General features: G+C 63.1%; 20 protein-coding genes. 14 read left to right on the forward strand and 6 right to left on the reverse strand.

Features of this window, described 5'->3' with window-relative positions:
* Nucleotides 1–97 precede the first annotated feature (97 nt).
* From pstC to phoB, 5 genes are read left to right on the forward strand one after another with little or no spacing between them, the layout of a single operon-like run.
* Complete coding sequence (pstC, locus tag GC148_RS10010; protein ID WP_291070603.1) at nucleotides 98–1,531, forward strand: phosphate ABC transporter permease subunit PstC; 1,434 nt, start codon at nucleotides 98–100, stop codon at nucleotides 1,529–1,531.
* Nucleotides 1,524–3,104: a phosphate ABC transporter permease PstA gene (pstA, locus tag GC148_RS10015; RefSeq protein ID WP_291070605.1), complete on the forward strand. Its 1,581-nt coding sequence runs from the start codon at nucleotides 1,524–1,526 to the stop codon at nucleotides 3,102–3,104. Before pstC ends, pstA begins: the two co-directional genes overlap by 8 nt.
* A gap of 17 nt (nucleotides 3,105–3,121) precedes the next feature.
* Nucleotides 3,122–3,934 carry a phosphate ABC transporter ATP-binding protein PstB gene (gene pstB / locus GC148_RS10020; protein WP_291070652.1) on the forward strand — a complete coding sequence of 271 codons (813 nt, stop codon included), beginning with the start codon at nucleotides 3,122–3,124 and terminating at the stop codon, nucleotides 3,932–3,934.
* 11 nt (nucleotides 3,935–3,945) lie between these two features.
* Nucleotides 3,946–4,632, forward strand: a complete 687-nt coding sequence (gene phoU, locus GC148_RS10025; protein ID WP_291070606.1) for a phosphate signaling complex protein PhoU — start codon at nucleotides 3,946–3,948, stop codon at nucleotides 4,630–4,632.
* Nucleotides 4,633–4,671: 39 nt separating this feature from the next.
* The gene (gene phoB, locus GC148_RS10030; protein ID WP_291070608.1) at nucleotides 4,672–5,358 is read left to right on the forward strand and encodes a phosphate regulon transcriptional regulator PhoB; all 687 of its coding nucleotides are present in this window, start codon (nucleotides 4,672–4,674) and stop codon (nucleotides 5,356–5,358) included.
* 33 nt (nucleotides 5,359–5,391) lie between these two features.
* Here phoB and GC148_RS10035 read toward each other — a convergent pair whose 3' ends face one another.
* Nucleotides 5,392–6,087 (reverse strand): dienelactone hydrolase family protein, encoded by a 696-nt coding sequence (locus tag GC148_RS10035; RefSeq protein ID WP_291070609.1) that lies wholly within the window; start codon nucleotides 6,085–6,087, stop codon nucleotides 5,392–5,394.
* A 146-nt stretch (nucleotides 6,088–6,233) separates the two neighbouring features.
* Here GC148_RS10035 and GC148_RS10040 point away from each other — a divergent pair, with 146 nt between their 5' ends.
* Nucleotides 6,234–7,058, forward strand: coding sequence for a phasin family protein (locus GC148_RS10040; RefSeq protein ID WP_291070610.1), 825 nt, complete (start codon nucleotides 6,234–6,236; stop codon nucleotides 7,056–7,058).
* 36 nt (nucleotides 7,059–7,094) lie between these two features.
* Here the strand turns inward: GC148_RS10040 and GC148_RS10045 are convergent, their stop codons facing one another.
* Nucleotides 7,095–7,724, reverse strand: a complete 630-nt coding sequence (locus GC148_RS10045) for a TetR/AcrR family transcriptional regulator (RefSeq protein ID WP_291070612.1) — start codon at nucleotides 7,722–7,724, stop codon at nucleotides 7,095–7,097.
* Between the two features lie 158 nt (nucleotides 7,725–7,882).
* On the opposite strand from GC148_RS10045, the gene GC148_RS10050 reads away from it, so the two are divergent.
* Nucleotides 7,883–9,571 (forward strand): alpha/beta fold hydrolase, encoded by a 1,689-nt coding sequence (locus tag GC148_RS10050; protein ID WP_291070613.1) that lies wholly within the window; start codon nucleotides 7,883–7,885, stop codon nucleotides 9,569–9,571.
* 20 nt (nucleotides 9,572–9,591) lie between these two features.
* On the forward strand, nucleotides 9,592–10,431 hold the full coding sequence (locus GC148_RS10055) for an alpha/beta fold hydrolase (protein ID WP_291070614.1): 840 nt from the start codon (nucleotides 9,592–9,594) through the stop codon (nucleotides 10,429–10,431).
* Here the strand turns inward: GC148_RS10055 and GC148_RS10060 are convergent.
* Entirely contained in the window at nucleotides 10,428–12,014 is a 1,587-nt protein-coding gene (locus tag GC148_RS10060) for an AMP-binding protein (protein ID WP_291070615.1), read from the reverse strand. The genes GC148_RS10055 and GC148_RS10060 overlap by 4 nt on opposite strands.
* A gap of 152 nt (nucleotides 12,015–12,166) precedes the next feature.
* On the opposite strand from GC148_RS10060, the gene lipA reads away from it, so the two are divergent.
* From lipA to GC148_RS10075, 3 genes are read left to right on the forward strand one after another with little or no spacing between them, the layout of a single operon-like run.
* The gene (lipA, locus tag GC148_RS10065; RefSeq protein WP_291070616.1) at nucleotides 12,167–13,135 is read left to right on the forward strand and encodes a lipoyl synthase; all 969 of its coding nucleotides are present in this window, start codon (nucleotides 12,167–12,169) and stop codon (nucleotides 13,133–13,135) included.
* Nucleotides 13,136–13,138: 3 nt separating this feature from the next.
* Entirely contained in the window at nucleotides 13,139–13,603 is a 465-nt protein-coding gene (locus GC148_RS10070; protein WP_291070617.1) for a type II toxin-antitoxin system RatA family toxin, read from the forward strand.
* 10 nt (nucleotides 13,604–13,613) lie between these two features.
* On the forward strand, nucleotides 13,614–14,069 hold the full coding sequence (locus GC148_RS10075; RefSeq protein ID WP_291070618.1) for a VOC family protein: 456 nt from the start codon (nucleotides 13,614–13,616) through the stop codon (nucleotides 14,067–14,069).
* Here the strand turns inward: GC148_RS10075 and GC148_RS10080 are convergent.
* The 3 genes from GC148_RS10080 to GC148_RS10090 form a co-directional block, all read right to left on the reverse strand.
* Complete coding sequence (locus GC148_RS10080; RefSeq protein ID WP_291070619.1) at nucleotides 14,066–14,557, reverse strand: CinA family protein; 492 nt, start codon at nucleotides 14,555–14,557, stop codon at nucleotides 14,066–14,068. The genes GC148_RS10075 and GC148_RS10080 overlap by 4 nt on opposite strands.
* A gap of 20 nt (nucleotides 14,558–14,577) precedes the next feature.
* Complete coding sequence (locus GC148_RS10085; RefSeq protein ID WP_291070620.1) at nucleotides 14,578–15,363, reverse strand: enoyl-CoA hydratase-related protein; 786 nt, start codon at nucleotides 15,361–15,363, stop codon at nucleotides 14,578–14,580.
* Between the two features lie 69 nt (nucleotides 15,364–15,432).
* Nucleotides 15,433–16,563: a bifunctional 2-C-methyl-D-erythritol 4-phosphate cytidylyltransferase/2-C-methyl-D-erythritol 2,4-cyclodiphosphate synthase gene (locus tag GC148_RS10090; RefSeq protein ID WP_291070621.1), complete on the reverse strand. Its 1,131-nt coding sequence runs from the start codon at nucleotides 16,561–16,563 to the stop codon at nucleotides 15,433–15,435.
* Nucleotides 16,564–16,729: 166 nt separating this feature from the next.
* Here GC148_RS10090 and GC148_RS10095 point away from each other — a divergent pair, with 166 nt between their 5' ends.
* Genes GC148_RS10095 through GC148_RS10105 form a run of 3 tightly spaced genes read left to right on the forward strand, consistent with a single transcriptional unit; the run spans nucleotide 16,730 to nucleotide 20,118 of the window.
* Nucleotides 16,730–17,680, forward strand: a complete 951-nt coding sequence (locus GC148_RS10095) for a tRNA-dihydrouridine synthase (RefSeq protein WP_291070622.1) — start codon at nucleotides 16,730–16,732, stop codon at nucleotides 17,678–17,680.
* A gap of 1 nt (nucleotide 17,681) precedes the next feature.
* On the forward strand, nucleotides 17,682–18,743 hold the full coding sequence (locus tag GC148_RS10100; protein ID WP_291070623.1) for an ATP-binding protein: 1,062 nt from the start codon (nucleotides 17,682–17,684) through the stop codon (nucleotides 18,741–18,743).
* 1 nt (nucleotide 18,744) lies between these two features.
* A complete protein-coding gene (locus tag GC148_RS10105) occupies nucleotides 18,745–20,118 on the forward strand; it encodes a sigma 54-interacting transcriptional regulator (RefSeq protein WP_291070624.1) in 1,374 nt (457 codons plus the stop codon).
* Nucleotides 20,119–20,149: the final 31 nt, after the last annotated feature.

Genomic DNA, 20,149 nt, shown 5'->3' on the forward strand with positions numbered 1-20,149 from the left:
GGAGTTGCGTATTTTACGCAAGGGACTGCAGCGGTATGCGGAATTGTGACGTTACTGTCACATAACTGTCGCACGCTGCTTTTATGGGGTCACTTAAGTGGCCACAGGGTTCGTCATGTTGCAACAGCTTGGCCAACTGCCGATGGGCTGGCTGCTGATCGCGCTGATCGCAGTTTTCGGTTCTGCAGCTTTCTTCCTCGGGCGTACCCGCGCGGAGCGTCTGCTTGAGACGTCGATCGGGCGGATGCATTCGCGCCCCAATTATCACGGTTACTACGTGGCGATGTGCACCGTTGTGCCTGTGCTGCTGATCGCCGTAGCCTACGCCATCTTCGCCGACGACCTCACGCGCAGCCAGCTGACGCGCGAACTGCCGTCCTCTTTCGACCGCCTTTCGGCGCCCGAACTGCAAAGCTATCTCGACTCGGTACGCATGGCCGCTGGCACCGCCGCCAGCAGCGGGGCCGACCGGGTGTTCCAGGCGATCACCAACCGCTATCTCGAACTGCGCGGCTTCGTGAATGCGGCGACGCTGGTGTTGCTTGGCGCGCTGGCCGCCATTGGCATCTTCTGGTCGCAGAGCCGTCTTCGGCCGGACTTCCGCGCCCGCGCGCTGGTCGAGAACGGCATGCAACTGGTGCTGTTCCTGTGCGCCGGCGTGGCGATTGCGACGACGGCCGGCATCGTCTTTTCTCTGCTGTATGAAAGCCTCCTGTTCTTCCAGAAGGTTTCGGCCTGGGACTTCCTGACCGGCACACGCTGGAACGCGCAGACCAATGCCGAGTTTGGCGCACTGCCGCTGTTCTTCGGCACGTTCATGATCGCGCTGATCGCCATGCTCGTCGCGGCGCCGATCGGCCTGTTCTCGGCAATCTTCCTGTCGGAATATGCCTCACCCAAGGCGCGCGGCTGGATCAAGCCGGTGCTGGAAATCCTCGCCGGCATCCCGACCGTGGTCTACGGCTTCTTCGCGCTGCTTGTGGTGGCTCCGGCCGTCCGCCAGCTGGCGATCTGGATCAACGAGCTGATCATCCAGGTGGGCCTTTCGAGCGAACCGGTGCTGGCCGCGCAGCCGACGAGTGCGCTCGCGGCAGGGCTCGTGATGGGCATCATGGTGATTCCGTTCGTGTCCTCGCTGTCTGATGACGTGATCAACGCGGTGCCGCAGACCCTGCGCGATGCGGCGTACGCGCTGGGCGCGACCAAGTCCGAGACCGTGAAACAGGTTGTCGTGCCGGCGGCGCTGCCGGGCATCATCGCTGCGCTGCTGCTGGCAGTGTCGCGCGCCATCGGCGAGACAATGATCGTGGTGATGGCGGCGGGCAAGAGCGCGCGCATCTCGATGGACCCGACCTCGGACCTCACGACGATCACGGTGCAAATCGTATCGCTGATGACCGGCGAAACCGGGTTTGACGATCCGAAAACCCTGTCGGCCTTCGCCTTGGGCCTTGTCCTGTTCGCTGTGACCCTCGCGTTCAACGTCGTCGCCCTGCGCGTCGTGAAGAAGTACCGTGAAAAATATGACTGACAAAGCGCGCTCCCCGATCACCAGCGCGGCTGCGGCCAAGCACCTCAAGCGCCGGCGCGCCGCCGACGGGCGCTTCCGCTATTACGGACTTACCGCGATCCTCACCGCGCTCGGCGCGCTGGCCGTGCTGGCAGTGTCCATCGGGTCGCAGGCGCTTTCTGCCGCGACCTACAATGTCGTGCGCTATGACATCACACTCGATCCCGCCGTCGTGGCGCCGGAAGGCAAGAGCCGGCCGGCGGACATCTCGCGCAATGTGGAAGGCTTCTACAGCCTCATCCGCGACAACCTGCTGGACACGTTCCCGGAAGCCCAGGAAGACCGGGTGCTGCGGCGCGAGCTGTCGGACTTCGTGACCCGCCTGGCGGTCCTGCCGACAGCGCGCCTGGTGGCGAAGAACCCTGAGCTGATCGGCAGCCAAATCACCGTGACGGCGCCGCTCAACGACGACCTCGACCTCTACCTGAAGGGCGGCGGCGTGCGCGAGCGCAAGATCAGGACGGGCCTCATCGCATCGGTACAAGCCGGCGCGGAAGGGACCTATGCCCTGCAGGGCGCCGGCGCCTTCGACAAGCTGATTGCAGGCCTCACCGTCGCCGGTGAAGGCCGCGCGACAGACGCGGTGCAGATGGACGTGCTGCTCACCTCGGGCGCTTCCACCGGACGCCTCACCAGCATCACGCCGGGCGCCGCGACGATGGAACTGCTGACCGGCAAGGCTGAGGATTTCACCAACGACCGTCCGACCGCGCGGATCATCCTGTCGCCGGAAAGCGAGCGCACGATTTCTGACCGCCAGATCGCCTGGACACTGGCGCTGAAGGACATGGGCCGGATCAAGCGCGAGCCGCGCTGGACCCTGCTGACCAATTCCGACAGCACCTATCCGGAACTCGCCGGCGGCCTGTCGGCGATTGTCGGCTCGCTGCTGACGATGCTGGTGACCGCGCTGGTCGCGATGCCGATCGGCGTGCTGGCAGCGGTCTATCTGGAGGAATTCGCGCCGCGCAACCGTGTGACCGAATTCATCGAGGTGAACATCAACAACCTCGCCGCCGTACCGTCGATCGTGTTCGGCCTTCTGGGCGCGGCGTTGTACATCAACTTCCTGGGAATGCCGCGATCTGCGCCGCTGGTCGGCGGTCTGGTGCTAGCGCTGATGACGTTCCCTGTGGTAATTATTGCGTCGCGCGCCGCGCTGAAGGCGGTGCCGCCTTCGGTTCGCTCGGGCGCGCTGGCCGTGGGCGCCTCGCAGATGCAAACCGTGTTCCACCATGTGGTGCCGCTGGCCGCACCCGGCATCCTGACCGGCGCCATCCTCGGCATGGCCCGCGCGCTGGGCGAGACGGCCCCGCTGTTGCTGATCGGCATGGTGGCCTTTGTGGGCGACGTGCCGAAGAGCCCGATGGATGAATCGACGGTGATGCCGGTGCTGATCTTCAGCTGGTCGAACAATGCAGAAAGGTCGTGGGAACCCTTGACCGCTGCGATGATCGTGATCCTCCTGGCTTTCCTTTTGCTGATGAATGGCCTGGTGGTATTCTTGCGGCGTAAATACGAACGGAGATGGTGATGGATACGAGCCAGGGCATGTCCCCAGTGGTGGACAACAACCTCACACTGCCGCCGATTGCCGACGCCGCCGCTGCGCCGCGGATCGATTGCCGGAACATCAAGGTGTTCTATGGCGAGACGCAGGCCATCCATGATGTGTCGATGAGTTTCCCGGACCGCGCGGTGACCGCGCTGATCGGCCCGTCGGGTTGCGGCAAATCCACCTTCCTGCGCTGCCTGAACCGGATGAACGACACGATCGAGAATTGCCGGGTCGAGGGCCAGATTCTGATGGACGGCGAGAACATCAACGACGCCGATGTCGACCCCGTGCTGCTGCGTTCGCGCGTCGGCATGGTGTTCCAGAAGCCGAACCCTTTCCCGAAATCGATCTATGACAACATCGCCTACGGTCCGCGGATCCACGGCCTTGCCAATGGCCGGGAAGACCTCGACGCCATCGTGGAGAAAAGCCTGCGTCGCGCCGGTCTCTGGGATGAAGTGAAGGATCGCCTTATGGCGCCCGGCACCGGCCTGTCGGGCGGCCAGCAGCAGCGCCTGTGCATTGCGCGCGCGATTGCGGTCCAGCCGGAAGTCATCCTGATGGACGAGCCGTGCTCGGCCCTTGACCCGATCGCCACGGCGCGGATCGAGGAACTGATCGACGAGCTGCGCAACCGCTACTGCATCGTGATCGTGACCCACTCGATGCAGCAGGCAGCCCGCGTGTCGCAGCGCACGGCCTTCTTCCACCTCGGAAACCTTGTCGAACTTGGCGATACGAGCCAGATCTTCACCAATCCGCGCGAGAAGCGCACCGAAGACTACATCACCGGCCGGTTCGGCTGAGCGAGGACGCCATGTCAGATCATATTGTTTCTGCCTATTCGGAAGAACTGGAACGCCTCTCGGCCGACATCATGAAGATGGGCGGCATCGTCGAGACGATGATCGTCGATGCCAGCCGAGCACTGGGCGCGAACGATCTCGAACTCGCCAAGGAAGTCGTGCTGCGCGACCCTCTGGTCGACGCTATCGAGGCCGATGCGGAGCGCCAGATCGTGTCGCTGATCGCGCGGCGCCAGCCGATGGGGCATGACCTGCGCATGATCCTCTCGGCGATGAAGATCTCGAGCGAGCTGGAACGGATCGGTGACCTCGCCAAGAACATCGCCAAGCGCGCCCAGCGCCTCGACGAGAACGTGAACCCGGAAATGCGCAATGCGATCATCCGCATGTCGCAGCCGGTATCGCGCCAGCTCAACGATGTGCTGAACGCCTACGCCACCGCCAATGCCGACAAGGCCAAGGCGGTCTGGTCGTCGGACGACGACATCGACCACCACTACAATTCGGTGTTCCGCGAGATGCTGACCTATCTCGTCGAAGACCCGCGCCGGATCAGCGCTGGCGCGCATATGCTTTTCATGGCGAAGAACCTGGAGCGGATCGGGGATCACTGCACGAACATCGCTGAGTTCGTTTATTACCAGGCTGTCGGGGATTACCTCTCCGAGCTTGAACGGCCGAAACAAAATCAGGTTTGAGCCCCCGAAGGGCCGCGCCAAAACTCTGGAGCCGACCCCATGAAGCCCTATGTGCTGATCGCAGAAGACGAGAAGGCCGTATCGGAACTGCTGCTGTATAACCTCCGCAAGGAAGACTATGATGTCGGGATTGCGGGCGACGGCGAAGAAACGCTGATCATGATCGATGAGCGCACACCGGACCTGCTGCTGCTGGACTGGATGCTGCCCAAGGTGAGCGGGATCGAGATCTGCCGCCGGGTGCGCACGACGGGCGTCAATCCCAACCTGCCGATCATTATGCTGACTGCGCGCGGCGAAGAGAGCGACCGCATTCGCGGGCTTGATACGGGTGCGGACGATTACGTCACCAAGCCGTTCTCCACTACCGAGCTGATGGCGCGCGTGCGCGCTGTGCTGCGCCGCATCCGTCCGGGCCTGAAGGAAGATAGAATCACGGTCGGCGATATCGAGATTGATCGCGTGGCTCACCGGGTGACGCGCAAGGGCGAGGACATCCACCTCGGCCCTACGGAGTTCCGTCTGCTCGACTATTTCATGCAGCACCCCGGCCGCGTGTTCTCACGCGAGCAACTGCTGGACACGGTCTGGGGCTCGGATGTCTATGTCGAAGCGCGCACGGTGGACGTGCATGTTGGGCGCCTGCGTAAGGCGCTTCGCAATAGCGGCGGGGATGATCCGATCCGTACAGTGCGCTCGGCTGGCTACGCGCTACGCGAGGACTGACAGGAGCCGCGAACGGCCCCTGTCGCCTGTCGGTCAGCCGAGGACCTCGGCCAGGAACGTTTTCAGATAGGCAAAGCTGCGCCGGTCGGTATCGGCATGATACTGCGTTGCGTCACCAGCGGCGCCGACGGTCGTGAAGGCGTGGACGGCAAGACCGTGGGCGTGCAGCTGCCAGTCCGAACCGGCAAACTCCTTGGCGATGGCGAGCACATCCTCAGGTGTCGCCATCGGGTCGTTCCAGCCGTGCTCGATCAGCACCTTCGCCTTGATTATCGGTTGCGGGATGTTCTCGGCGGGGCGGAACAGGCCGTGGAACGAGGCAACGCCGAGGACATCCATACCGGCACGCGCCATGTCGAGTACGCAGAGGCCGCCGAAACAGAAACCGATGGCGGCCGTCTTCGAAGCGTCAACGCCCTTTTGTGACTTGGCGGCAGCGATGCCGGCGGCGAGGCGCTTCTGCAATTCGGCGCGATCGCCGACGAGCGGATACATCAATGCTTCGCATTCAGGCTGGGTCGTGCCGCGCTTGCCCTTGCCGTAAACGTCGATGGCGAATGCCGCGTAGCCGAATTCCTCGGCAATGATCCGGGCCTTCTGCTTTTCGTTTTCACCCACGCCCATCCAGTTGTGGCAGATCACCACCAGCGGCGCGTTCGCCTTTCCGGCCGGTGTCAGGAAGTAGCCTTCGTAAGTCTGGCCATCGATCGTGTATTCCACTGCGCTCATCGGAGGTTCCTCACTTTTGTTTCAGGGAACTGGATAGAGCGCATCCGCCCGTCATTTCAAGGTAAACCGCGATTAGTATGCGCTTTCTAGACTTATTCCGTAGAAGCAGTGCCGTGAACTCATTCAAGCTCGAAAAGGAGCCCACCATGGCGAAGAAAGCCACCAAGACCACGACGAAATCCAAGACCCGCGCCAAAGCGGCCGCAATCGGCAAGCAGGTCGAAGCCCAATCGACCGAGATGGCCTACAAGATCTGGCTGGCCGGCGTTGGCGCCTATGGCAAAGCCTACGATACCGCTATGGCCGGCGCGAACGTGCTTAACAAGCAATCGGCCGACATGTTCGAAGAACTCGTGAAGCGCGGTTCGGAAATCGAACACGACGTGCGTGCCCGTCTGGCGGCCGGCGAGCGCGTGACCGGCGCGACGAAGCAGGTGTCCAAGACGCTCGAGACGGTCCGCGACATGCAGGTCCAGGCCCGCGACCAGTTCGAGGCCCGCCTCGACCGGATGCGCGACCTGCTCGGCGTGAAAGGCTTCAGCTCGGTGCGCGAGACGGTTGCCCGCAAGATCGAGAAGCTGGAAGACGATGTCGCTGCCGTGACGTCAAAAGCCCGCGCAAAGGTCGGCGATGTGGACCTCAAGGCCCGCCTTGCCCGCCTGACCGCCGAGATCGAAGCGGTGGCCGGTGAGACCGGCGCTGACGTTGCCAAGACAGCGAAGAAGGCTGCCCGCAAGACGAGCAAGGCTGTGAAGGTGGCCTTTGCAGCGCCTGAAGGCGCTGATGACCTGACCCTCGCGACCGGCATTGGCCCGGCGCTGGCGAAGAAACTCAACGCTGAAGGCCTGACCCGCTTCTCGCAGCTGGCGGCGCTGAAGAAAGCCGAGCTTGAAGTGCTCGACACGAAAGTCACTGGCCGCGGCCGCGTTGCGAAAGCCGAATGGTCGAAGCTGGCCAAGGCCCACGCCTGACATTGAAAGAAGGGCGGACTGAAAAGTCCGCCCTTTCTACTTCGTATCCTTGAAGTGCCGGATCATCCGCCCGAGTGCGGCCGGCCCGTTGTCGCCCATGTAGGGCACCATCAGGCACATCACCTGGAACACCGTCTTGTGGATGAGGGCAGGGCCGTCATGGACCTCTTTGGTGAGTGCATCGCCCGCGAGCCAGAAGGTCAGGGTCATGATGATCTGCTCGATCAGCGGATCCTCGAGACGGGCATCGACCTCCAGAAGTTTGAGGCGTTCCAGGTCTTTCAGTATACGGGCAATAGTGTCGCGCTTGGCGGCGACCAATTTTCGGAAACGGACGGCCAGGTCCGGGTAACGGGCCAGGAGGCCGGGCAGGTCGCGGTAGAAGAAGCGGAAGTCGTAGATCTCTTCCAGCAGGATGTAGATGTAGACCCAATTGTCCTCAAGCGAGGCCAGACCACCCCGGGAGCCTCGCAGAATGACCTGCATCTCCTCTTCGAACCGGTCGAACAGGGCCCGGATGATCGCGTCCTTGCCTTTGAAATGGTAGTAAAGGTTGCCGGGACTGATCTCCAGTGCGTTGGCAACATCAACAGACGAAAGCTCGCCTTCACCTTCCTCATTGAAGAGAAGGAGGCTGACTTCAAGTATCCGGTCGCGCGTTTTCATGGCCAAGACACCTGTTTGACAGGAAAATCTGACTGTGGAACGAATTTTCCGGATAAATTTACCACGGTCTCTTTGCTGGATGGCAAGGGGCCGGGACTAGAACGGCCACTGGCAGGCTCCTGCTAGGAGAGACCGGCGATACCTGGGAGGAACTGGAAATGACGACACCAAAGGACGAAATCGCCCAGAACGCGGCGCAGAGCACGACGGCTCTTAACCCGTTGATGGGCGGTGTTAACCGTCAGGAATTGCTGGGCGCGGTGGCCATGATGCTGCGCTCGTCCGTGACGAACCCGGTCACCACGGCCAAGGCCATGCGCAAGATCGCAACCGAAAACACCCAGATCCTTCTGGGCAAGTCGACCCGCGAGGCCGACAAGAAGGACCGCCGGTTCAAGGATCCAGCCTGGGAGCACAATCCTTTCTACAAGCGCGGCATGCAGGCTTTCCTCGCCACGCAGGAACATCTCCATGAATGGGTGAGCGACATCAAGATGTCCGAACTCGAACATGCGCGGGCGAAGTTCGTCATGGGCATGATCACGGATGCGATGGCGCCGACGAACACCCTGTTGGGCAATCCGGCCGCAACCAAGCGCGTCGTCGATTCCGGCGGCCTGTCGCTGCTGAAAGGCATGAAGAACCTCTATGACGACCTGACCAAGAATGGCGGCCTGCCGTCTCAGGTCGACAAGCGGCCGTTCAAGGTGGGCGAGAACCTTGCGGTGTCGAAAGGCGCTGTCGTCTGGAAGAACGAGATGCTGGAGCTCATCCAGTACACACCGACGACCGAGAAGGTCTACAAGACACCGATCCTGATCATCCCGCCACAGATCAACAAGTACTACGCCATGGACCTGACGCCGATGACGTCGATGGTCCAGTTCCTGCTCGCGATGGAACAGCAGACCTTTGTCATCAGCTGGCGCAATCCGCGCAAAGAGCACCGTAACTGGGGGCTCGCCGACTATATCGACAGTCTGGTGCAGGCGAGCGAAGTCGTGCGCAAGATCACCAAGTCGCCCAAGCTCAACGTGTCGGGCGCCTGTTCGGGCGGGATCACGACGGCGACGTTTGCGAGCCTGCTGGCGGCAGCCGGCGACAAACGGATCAACGCCATCACTTTCATGGTGTGTGTGCTGAACCCGCAGAAGGAAGACAGCGACATCGGCCAGATCGTGTCCGATGGCAGCCTCGAGATTGCGCGGAAGATGTCCAAGGCGCGCGGCATTCTGAAGGGCGACGACCTGGCCCGGATGTTTGCCTGGATGCGGCCGAACGATCTCATCTGGAACTATGTCGTCAACAATTACCTGATGGGCGAAGACCCGCCGCCCTATGACGTGCTCTTCTGGAACAATGACACGACGAACCTGCCGGCGCAGCTGCATTCGGACTATCTGGACATCGCGCTCCATCAGCCGTTCGATCATCCGGGTACGGTGGAAGTCGCCGGTCATGTGGCGAACCTAAAGAAGGTGACGGCCGATGCATTCGTGGTGGCCGGTCTGACCGATCACATCACGCCGTGGAAAGCCTGCTACCGCACGCCGGCGCTGCTCGGCTCGAAGAATGTCGAGTTCGTACTGTCGTCCAGCGGACACTTGCAATCCCTGATCAACCCACCTGGAAACCCGAAAGCGAAGTATTTCCGCAGCACGGAAATGAAGCCGACACCCGATGAATGGGCCGCCAGCGCCGAAGAGCATAGCGGCTCCTGGTGGCCGCGCTGGGGTGAGTGGTTGAAGGAACGTGCGGGCACGCTTAAAGCGGCGCCGAAAGACGTCGGCAGCGAGGCCTTTCCGCCCCTCTATGCGGCGCCCGGCCATTATGTGTTCAACGACTAGACCCAGGCAAGGACAGCGTCATGGCCAATCCGCCGCGCAAGCCGGAGATCATCATGCAGGACGTCGATGGCGTCATCCTGCGCACGGCGCACTGGCCGGCGCCTGCCGGCAGCACGGGTGCGCCGCTGCTGTTCTTCAACGGCATCGGCGCCAATATCGAGCTGACGCTGGGCCTTGGCGCCATGTTTCCGGACCGCGAGATCCTGACCTTCGACGTGCCCGGTGTGGGCCTCAGCCCGGTGACCCAGTGGCCATACCGGCACTGGATGGCCGCGCGGTGGGCGCGCAAGCTGCTGGACCTTTACGGCATCCTTGATGTGGATGTGATGGGCGTGTCCTGGGGCGGGGCGTTGGCGCAGCAGTTTGCGTTCCAGTATCGCGGCCGGGTCAACAAGCTGGTGCTGTGTGCCACGTCGTCCGGCATGACGATGATTCCCGGCCGGCCTGCATCGCTGTCGCGGATGGTCGACACCCGCCGCTACACGGATCCGGAGTTCATGCGCGAGAATTTCGCGACGCTTTATGGCGACATGGCCGACGACTCGGCGGGCACCCATATTGAGAATCTGATGCCGCCCGACCCGAAAGGCTACATCTACCAGCTCCTCGCCTTTGCTGGCTGGTCCAGCCTGCCGTTCATCCGCTTCCTGAAGATGCCGACGCTCATCGTGATGGGCGACAAGGATACGATCGTTCCGCTGGTCAACGGTCAGATCCTTGCTTGGGCGCTGCCGGATTCACGGCTGCACGTGGTTGAAGATGCGGGGCATCTGTTCATCGTCACGCGCGCGCCGGAAACCGCGTCCGTGATCAACGCGTTCCTTGAAGGCGCCGACGCCAAAGCTTCGAAGGCGGCCTAGTCGTTCATCAGCCTTTCGGCCTCAGTTCGCACGGCGCTGTAGTCGACCTTGCCGGTGCCGAGCACGGGGATCTGGGCCACCTTGAACACGCGGCGCGGCACGGAGATCTCCGGCACGCCGTGGTTTTGCGCCCAGGTCAGGATCGGGGTGCGTGAGGCTTCCGGCGCTTCGCTCAGCAGCACGACCTGTTCGCCCTTCTTGGGATCGGGCAAGGTGACCGCGGCGTGCATGTGATCCGGCCAGACGGCGGCGGCGCAGTTCTCGACAACGGCGAGTGAAACCATCTCGCCTCCGATCTTGGCGAACCGTTTGACGCGGCCGAGGATGCGGATGAACCCTTCCTCATCGACGTCCACAATATCGCCTGTGTCGTGCCAGCCATCGGGCAGGCGTTCGATTGCGCCGGGGTTGGAGGGGCGCAGGTAGCCCATCATGATGTTCGGGCCGCGGATGTGGAAACGTCCGCCTTCGGGCATGCCTTCGACCGGGACGAGTTTGTACTCCATGCCGGCCATCAAGCGGCCGACCGTGCCCGGCTTGTTGTTTTCCCACTGGTTTGCGGCGACGACCGGCGCAGCTTCGGTCGCGCCATAGCCTTCGAGGATCTCGATATTGAACTTGCGGCGCACATAGTCGCGCGTCTCGTCCTTGACGCGTTCAGCGCCGCATACCGCGAGGCGGATGGAATCCATGTCGCCGTCGGCGCCGGTGCGCGCGTACTGCGAGATGAACGTATCTGTGGCGAGCAGGATGGTTGCGCCGCATTCGCGGATACGCCGCACGATCTCTTTCGGCTGCAGGGGCGAGGGGTGGAAGATGACCTTCACACCCGCGATGATCGGCAGCAGCGCGCCGACGGTCAGGCCAAAGCAGTGGAAGGTCGGCAGCGGGTTGAACACAATGTCCGCATCCGGACTAAGCCCGATATGGGCGCGAACCTGCTCGACGTTGGCCATGATGTTCTCATGGCTGAGCACGACGCCTTTGGGTTCGCCTTCGGTGCCGGAGGTGAACAGCACGACGCCCGGCTGCTTGTGGCTGAGGCCGGCGCCGACGAAGGTTGGCAGGGCAGGGCCGGCAAGCGCTGCGAGCTTGTCGCCGATCGACAGCTTCTCGCGGACGTCTTCAAGGTAGACGATCTCCACAGATTTCGACAGCTCGGCAATCAGGCTTTCCAGACCGCCAAGCTCGACGAATTTGTGGGCAGTGACGAGACGCTTCACCTTGGCGGCGCGCATGGCCGATTTCAGGTTCCGCGAGCCGGCGGTGAAGTTCAGCATGGCCGGTACGCGGCCATAGGCCGTCAGTGCAAAGAAGCCGATCACGGCCCCGGCGCCAGTCGGCAGCATGACGCCGACTGATTCGCCGCGCTTCGTGCCCTTCTTCAGGGCAGAGCCGAGGCCGAAGACCGCCCGGATGATTTCCTTGTAGGTGAGGATGCGCTCATCGCCGTCCACAAGAATGGGTTTGTCCGCGCCGAATTCCCGCGAGGCCCGCAGCAGCGCGGAGAACAGGTTGATGCGCGTGCGCTCAGGCTTGTAGGCCAGCGGAGCCGGCACAAGCGGCTGGAGTGATTGCTGCATGGGGTACGCCCTGTCTCGTTTCTTCCCGAACGTGTTTTGTGTAACATTCTGTCATCTAGCGTCATTCAAGCAAGCGATATTGCAAGTCTGCATATGCAGCCTGCGCTGGGAACAGCTTGCTGAATCGGCCGGCAAGCGCCATTTTGCCGGCGATGGCAAACCTCATAGACCTGAAATCCAACGCCCCCCGTCCACGTCACCCCGAGAAACAGGGGCGGCCGGATACACCCTTGATGCGAAAACCGGACTGGATTCGCGTGAAGGCGCCGACCTCTCAAGGGTACGCCGATACGCGTGCGCTGGTGAAATCCAAGGGGCTTGTCACGGTCTGCGAGGAGGCGGGCTGCCCCAATATCGGGGAGTGCTGGGACAAGAAGCACGCCACGATGATGATTCTGGGCGAGGTGTGCACCAGGGCCTGTTCGTTCTGCAACGTGGCAACCGGCAAGCCGAAGCCGGGTGTGGACGCCGATGAGCCCCGGCGGGTCGGCGAGGCGGTGGCCGAGATGGGGCTCAGCCATGTCGTCATCACGTCTGTGGACCGCGATGACCTTGAAGACGGCGGCGCGATGCATTTCGTGCACACGATCCAGTCGATCCGCGAACGGGCTCCCGGCACGACCATCGAGATCCTGACGCCGGACTTCCTGCGCAAGGATGGCTGGGAGAACCGGGTCATCGACGCGAAGCCGGATGTGTTCAACCACAACCTCGAAACGGTGCCGCGCCTTTATCTCTCGATCCGCCCCGGCGCGCGCTATTTCCATTCGCTCCGCCTGCTGCAGAAAGTGAAGGACCGTGATCCGTCGCAGTTCACGAAATCCGGCCTGATGGTCGGATTAGGTGAGACGAAGGAAGAGGTGATGCAGGTAATGGATGACATGCGCTCCGCCGGTGTCGACTTCATCACCATCGGCCAATACCTGCAGCCGACACGCAAGCACGCCGCCATCGACCGCTTTGTGACGCCGGACGAATTCAAGGCCTATGAAGAGATCGCGCGGGCGAAGGGATTCCTGATGGTGTCGGCAAGCCCGCTGACGCGGTCAAGCCATCATGCCGGAGAGGATTTTGCGCAATTGCGGGCGGCGCGGGAAGCCTATCTCGCGGCGCGCGCCTGAGGCATGCCGCGTTTTTCCCAATCGATCCGGGTGCCATACGGGCCTGCCGACTGTTTTCTGCTGGTCTCGGACATCGCGCGCTATCCGCAGTTTATCAAATGGATCACGGCCATGCGCGTGACCGGGCTTCGGGACATCGGTCCGGGCGTGACGGAATGCCAGGGTGAAGCGGTTGTCGGATTCAAGGGCTTCACTGAGCGCTTCACGACGCAGGTTGTGGCCGACGAAGCCGCTGCGCGCGTGACGGCCTCTCTGGTGCGGGGACCGTTCCGGAAGCTATTTGCCGAATGGCGCATTTTCGAGACCGTCGGCGGCGGCGCCGACATATCGCTCGAGATCGACTACGAGTTCCGCAATCCAGTCATCGGCTTCCTCGCGGCGGCGAACCACGACCTGGCGGTGGACCGGATCCTGAATGCGTTTCTGGTTGAAGCGCAGGCAAGGTTTGGAAAGAATGCATCCCAATAGGGACCTGCACATGATCGACCTCAACGGGATTGCCCATATCCAGCTTTCCGTCACCGACCTGAAACGCAGCCGGGAATTTTACCACCGCATCCTGCACGAGACGTTTGGCATGACCATCCAGTATGATGATGCGACGACGTTCTATTGTATCGGCGGGCGTACCGGCATCGTGATCCGGGAAATCAGCGAAGCGAACCGTGGTGTCGCGTTTGATCAGTGGCGGGTCGGGCTGCATCATTTCTGCTTCCGGCTACGTTCGCGTGAGGATGTCGAAAGCCTCCATGACGTGCTGGTCGACATGGGGGCCAGGGTCATCCGGGCACCGGAGCCGGGCCCTTGGGCGCCAGGCTATCATTCTGTGCTTTGGGAAGACCCGGACGGCATCCGTCTGGAGGCCGTCTTCATTCCGGGTGCGGGCAATCTGTCGGTCATCAAGGACAAGCCCTTGGTCCCACCGATGGCCTAGCGCATCTGCGCCTGAATAAGGCTCAGCGCCGTTTCGACCGAGGCCATGCGGATAGCATCGCGGCTGAGCTCGCCCAGCTGAAGGTGTTCGTGGATGATCGCTCGGTTTTCGCGCGCGCAGGCGATGTGCACCGTGCCGACAGGTTTCATCTTGGTGCCGCCGCCGGGGCCGGCCACGCCGGTGATGCCCACAGAGATGTTGGCGCGGCTATTGGCGAGCGCGCCTTCCGCCATCATCCGAGCGACTGGCTCGGACACCGCGCCATAGTCCGCAAGGGCGTCGCCCGGGATCCCCAGCATCTCTTCCTTGGCGCGGTTCGAATAAGTGACAAAGCCGCGTTCGAATACGGAGGACGAGCCGGGGATTTCGGTGAACAATGCGGCCAGCAGGCCGCCCGTACAGCTTTCAGCGGTCGCGATCTTCAGGCGCGCCTGCTCGGCATCGTCGAGGATCAGCATGGCGAGGTTGCGGAGGCGTTCTGGAAACATGCGGCGACCCTATAGGGCGACTAGCGCCCCGTGAAGACGGGATCGCGCTTCTCGATGAAGGCCGCCGCGCTTTCCTTGGCATCCTCGGTCAGCATCAACTTGCGGATTTCCGTGATCGCCCATTTGCCGGTATCGCGCCAATCGGGATCCAGCGTCCGGCGCAGGCCAGCCTTCAGGGCGCGCACGGCTTGTGGCGGATTGGCCGCGATCTTCTGTGCAATGGCGACGGCGGTCGGCAGCAGATCATCTTGCGGCACGACGCGGCTGACGAGGCCGATTTCCTTCGCTTCCTGCGCGGTGATGATGTCGCCGGTGAACAGGAGTTCGCTAGCTTTCTCCCGGCCAACCAGCTGTGCCAGACGTCCGAGGCCGGGCGCGTCGCAGCAGAGGCCGCGCTTGACGAAGATTTCGCCCCACTTCGCGGTGTCGGCCATCACGCGGATGTCCGCCATGATCGACAGCTCCGCGCCCCAGCCAAGGGCGAAGCCGTTGATCGCGGCGATCACCGGGATGTCCGTATGCAGAAGAGCGTCCGCTGCAGGCGTGAGGCCGCCGGTGTCTTTCGCCTTCGCGGCGCGTTCGGGCGTGACCGGGGCGCCCTTGGAGAGGATCTTTTTGACATCGTCGCCGGAGCAGAATGCGCGGGTGCCGGCGCCGGTGATAACTATGGCGCGCGCCTCTGCTGTCCGCACGGCATCCTCAAGCGCGTCATAGAGATCATAATCGAGCGAATTCATCGCTTCGGGCCGGTTCAACGTCAGCACAGTTACATGGCCGTGCTGCGCTTTGAGCAGGATATCTGACATGAAGCTTCTCCCCGAATGTTTTGCCGGAGAGTGTCATGAAGCGCGTGGGCTGCAAATGTTGTCGCCGCGTCAGCGCGCCGGGGCGAGCACGGCGATGGCCTCGGCGGCGATGCCTTCGCGCCGGCCGGTGAACCCGAGGCCTTCAGTCGTGGTTGCTTTGACGCTGATGGCGTCCAGCGGCAGGCCCAGCAGCTCGGCGGTGCGGGTGCGCATGGCTTCGCGGTGGGGTTTCACTTTCGGCGTTTCGCAGATCACGGTGATGTCGCAGCTGTCGATGCGGTAGCCTTTTTCGGCCGCCAGGGTCTGGGCGTGTTTCAGGAACAGGCCGCTGTCGGCATCCTTCCAGCGCGGATCTGACGGCGGGAAGTGATCGCCGATATCGCCCAGGGCGACAGCGCCCAGGATGGCATCGGTCAGCGCGTGCCAGGCGGCGTCGGCATCGGAATGGCCCTTCAGTTTGGCGGAGTGGGGGATGTGGACGCCGCAGAGCGTGACATGGTCGCCGGGTTCGAACGCGTGGACATCGAAACCCTTGCCGACACGCGGCGTACCAGAGGGCGAGAGCAGGCGGGACAACATGTCGAAATCCTCAGGGAAGGTGATCTTCTGTAGCCGGGCCGAGCCGGGAACAAGTGTGACACGCGCGCCGGTGGCTTCGAGTGCAGCGAGATCGTCGACCAGATCCGGCCCGGCGGCGGATAAGGCCTGCCGGATCTGGCCGAAGCGGAAGGTCTGCGGCGTCTGCAAGCGGTGCAGGCCGGTCCTGTCAACCGTTGCGAGCTTGCCTGCACGCTGAGCTTTCAGCGCATCCGAAACGGGCAAGGCGGGTGCTGCGGCGTCGGCGGATGCCAATGCCTCGATCAGGGCAGTAATGGTGGCAGCGTCGATTCCGGGCCGGGCGGCGTCGTGGATGAGCACGATGGCGTGTTCCGGAAGGTCCAGTGCTGCGAGGCCGCTGAGAACCGACTGCGTGCGGGTTTCGCCCGGCTCAGCCCGCACGAACCGCTGTCCGGGGCCCGGCGGGCCCACCTCGCTGGCCGCCACGACAACTATGTCAGTCACGGCTGCATGGGCGCTGAATGCGTCAATCGACCAATCGATCACTCGGCGGCCGAGCAGGGGCTGCCACTGTTTGGGGGCATCCGGACCTGCGCGGTTTCCGCGGCCTCCGGCAACGATGATGGCGGCTACACGAGTCATCGTGCGCTTCTAATCGAGGCGCCGGGCTGTGACTACACTGCCGCACTCGACTCGCGATCTGCACGAATATTGTGCTGCCTATCAATTGTGCGCTTGCCGGAGCGTCAAAAGTCGTGAAGAATGAGTAATGATCAAATTTCAGGCACCTCGAGTTTGGCTCGCGCCGATGTCCGGCGCAACCGACGCGCCGATGCGGCGTCAGGCCGTGCGCTTTGGTGTGCCGGCGGTCGTGTCCGAGATGGTCGCCGGGGAGATGCTGGCGAAGGCGCGCGCGGACGTGGTGCGGCGTACCTGCCGGCATGATGGCGGCGGGTACTGGATTGTCCAGCTTGCCGCGCGCCGCCCAGAAGACATGCTGGCGGGTGCGGCGCTGGTCGCGGACGCAGGCGTCGATGTGATCGACATCAACATGGGTTGCCCGTCGAAACAGGTGACGGGCGGACAGTCCGGTTCTGCGCTGATGCGCGATCTCGGGCTGGCTGGCGAGATCATTGATGCGGCGATCGAAGGGGCGGGCGGGCGCCCGGTGACCCTGAAGATGCGTCTCGGTTGGGACGACGCGAACCTCAATGCACCTGAACTTGGCCGCATTGCGGAGGACAAGGGCGTTCAGATGCTGACCGTTCACGGCCGGACCCGGTGCCAGTTCTACACCGGCGCGGCCAATTGGCGGGCCGTCCGCGACACGGTCGAGGCCGTTTCGGTTCCCGTGATCGTGAATGGTGACATCCATGACGCCGCATCTGCCCGCAAGGCGTTGGCCGAGTCCGGCGCGCATGGCGTGATGGTGGGCCGCGCTGCGATGGGCCAACCCTGGTTGGTGGGTGAGATTGCAGCGGCGCTGGACGGGCGACGCTGGCGCAAGCCGGCGCTGGCCGAACAGTTCGACAGTCTCGCCGAGCAGGTTGCGGATGCGCAGGCGCTGTACGGCCCGAACCTGGGCCTGCGCATGGTGCGCAAACATGTTTCGGCGGCTGTCGATCATCTCGACTTACCGATGGCAGATGCCGAGCGCCGGGCGCTCCGCGCCGATCTTTGCCGGATAGAACGTCCGGCGGAACTAATCCGTACCCTGAAGGCAGTCTATCTCGACAGAACTCACGAGGAGTTGGTCTGAAATGCCGACGCTTGATCAAACAAGGCCTGCGAACCTGTCGGAGCTTGCGCCAGTCGCGCTGGTGCACATCGATGCCCGGCGCCGGATCTGCAACGTCAATGCGGCTGCGGAGTCGCTGTTGCAGCTGTCACGGCGGGCGCTGATCGACCGCCCGCTCAGCGAGGTGATCTATCACGACTCGCCCCTGTTCGAACTCATCGACCGCGCAGCGCGCGAGCCGGCGGAAATCACGGCGCCCTCGACCCCGGTGTCCGGCCCGTCGATCCCGACGCGCACGATCTGCGATGTGCGGGTGCGCAGTGTCGATGGCGGAGAATTCATTCTTGTGCTGGGCGATGCCCCGGCGCGCGATCCTTCCGAGGGCATTGCGGGCGCGGCCGGATTTGGGCGCATCCTCGGTCACGAGGTGAAGAACCCGCTGGCCGGGATCATCGGCGCGGCGCAATTGCTGGAGCGTCAGGGACTGAAGGACCAGGCCGAACTCCTCGACATCATCAAGGACGAGGCCCGCAGGATCGAGCGGCTCGTGAACCGGCTTTCGGCCTTCGAGTTGTTCTCCGCGCCGCGTATGCAGCCGTGCAACGTACACGCTCTGCTCGACAAGGTGATGGCGGCGGAGCGCGCCGCCGTGGGTCCGAAGATCGACTTCCGGCGGGAATTTGACCCGTCGCTGCCGGACGTGCAGGCCGATCCGGACCACCTGCAGCAGGCTTTCCAGAACATCGTGCGCAACGCCGCAGAGGCGGCCTCCGAAGGCAACGGGCGCGGCGAGGTGACAATCCGGACCGCCTATGCGGCCGGCCTTGCGATGCGTCAGGCCCGGCTCGGCTCTGGCCTGCGCCGCGCGATGCTGATCTCGTTCGAGGACAATGGTCACGGCATCCCGCGCGAGCGCCAGGCCACGATGTTCGATGTGTTCCAGAGCTCCAAGTCCGGCGGTCGCGGGCTGGGGCTGTCTGTCGTCAGCGAAGTGGTGTCCGCCCATGGCGGGCAGATCCGCGTCGACAGCCAGCCGGGCTCTACCCGTTTCACGATACTCCTGCCGCTTGTGGAGGCCACCTGACATGGCTGATAAAACCGTCCTGCTCGCCGAAGACGATGCGAGCATCCGTCTTGTTGTAAACCAGACCCTTGTGTCGGCTGGGTACGAGGTGCGCGCGACCAGTTCGCCCGACGCGCTGCAGCGCTGGGTGCGCAATGGCGAAGGCGATGTCGTGGTCACGGACGTGTATCTTGGCGACACGTCGATCTTTGACTTGCTGCCTTCGATGAAGCTGGCGCGGCCTGATCTGCCGTTCATCGTGATGAGCGGCCAGAATACGATCCTGACGGCGGCTTCGGCGGCCGAGCATGGTGCGTTCGATTACCTTCCCAAGCCGTTCGACATCGATGTGCTGTCGAGCCTGGTGCGCCGTGCGCTGAAGGCGTCGCCGAGCATTGAACGCCTCATCCACCCGGACGCCCAGAAAGCCGTCCAGGATGCCGGCCTGCCGCTGATCGGCCGGTCGGATGCGATGCAGGAAGTCTATCGTCTCATCGCCAAGGTGATGAACACGGACCTCACGGTTCTGATCGAGGGCGAAAGCGGTACCGGCAAGGAACTGGCTGCGCGCGCGATTCATCAGTTGGGCCATTCCAAGAATGGCAAGTTCATCGCGCTGGATCTCGCTGCCATGCCGGCGGCGGAGATCAACCGCGAACTGTTCGGTGTCGATGGCTCTGATGGCGCCGTGCACATGAAAGGCGGCACGCTGTATCTGGATGAGATCGGCGACCTGCCAGCCGAAGCGCAGGCTCAGCTTGTGAAGCTGCTGCGTGAGCCGGGCGGTGCACGCCTGATTGCCTCGACGCGGCGCAACCTCGGAAAGCTGGTGGAAGAGGGCAAGTTCCGTGAGGATCTGTTCTACCGTCTGTACGTGATGCGGCTCGCCATTCCGCCGCTGCGCCACCGGAAGGAAGACATTCCCGAACTGGCGCGCGCCTTCCTGATCCGGGCTCAACGCCAGGGGCTGGCGGCGCGCACGTTCGAAAAGTCGGCGCTGGACCTGATGGCTGCCTACGACTGGCCGGGCAACGTGCGCGAACTCGAAAACCTCGTCATCCGGCTCGCCGTGCTGAGTTCCGACACGATCATCACGCTGATGGATGTTGAGCGCGAGATGCGGATGGGCGCCTCTGAACAGGCGGGTAGTCATGCCGGTTTCGAGGCGGACGTCGAAGCCCTTCTGCACCGCTATGTGATGGGCGACCTTGTTTCGGGCGGTGAAAGCGGCGACTCTGCCGTCCACAGTTCGGTCATCGACCGAGTCGAGCGCCCGCTGATCCGGTTGGCCCTGTCCGTGACATCCGGGAACAAGGTTAAGGCGGCGCAGCTGCTTGGCATGAACCGCAACACCCTGCGCGCCAAGATTAACGCGCTGGGAATTGCAGAAGACTGATTGACGATCCCTTAATCCGTGTCTTTAGTGC

Source organism: Hyphomonas sp. (assembly GCF_016125515.1).
GTDB lineage: Bacteria > Pseudomonadota > Alphaproteobacteria > Caulobacterales > Hyphomonadaceae > Hyphomonas.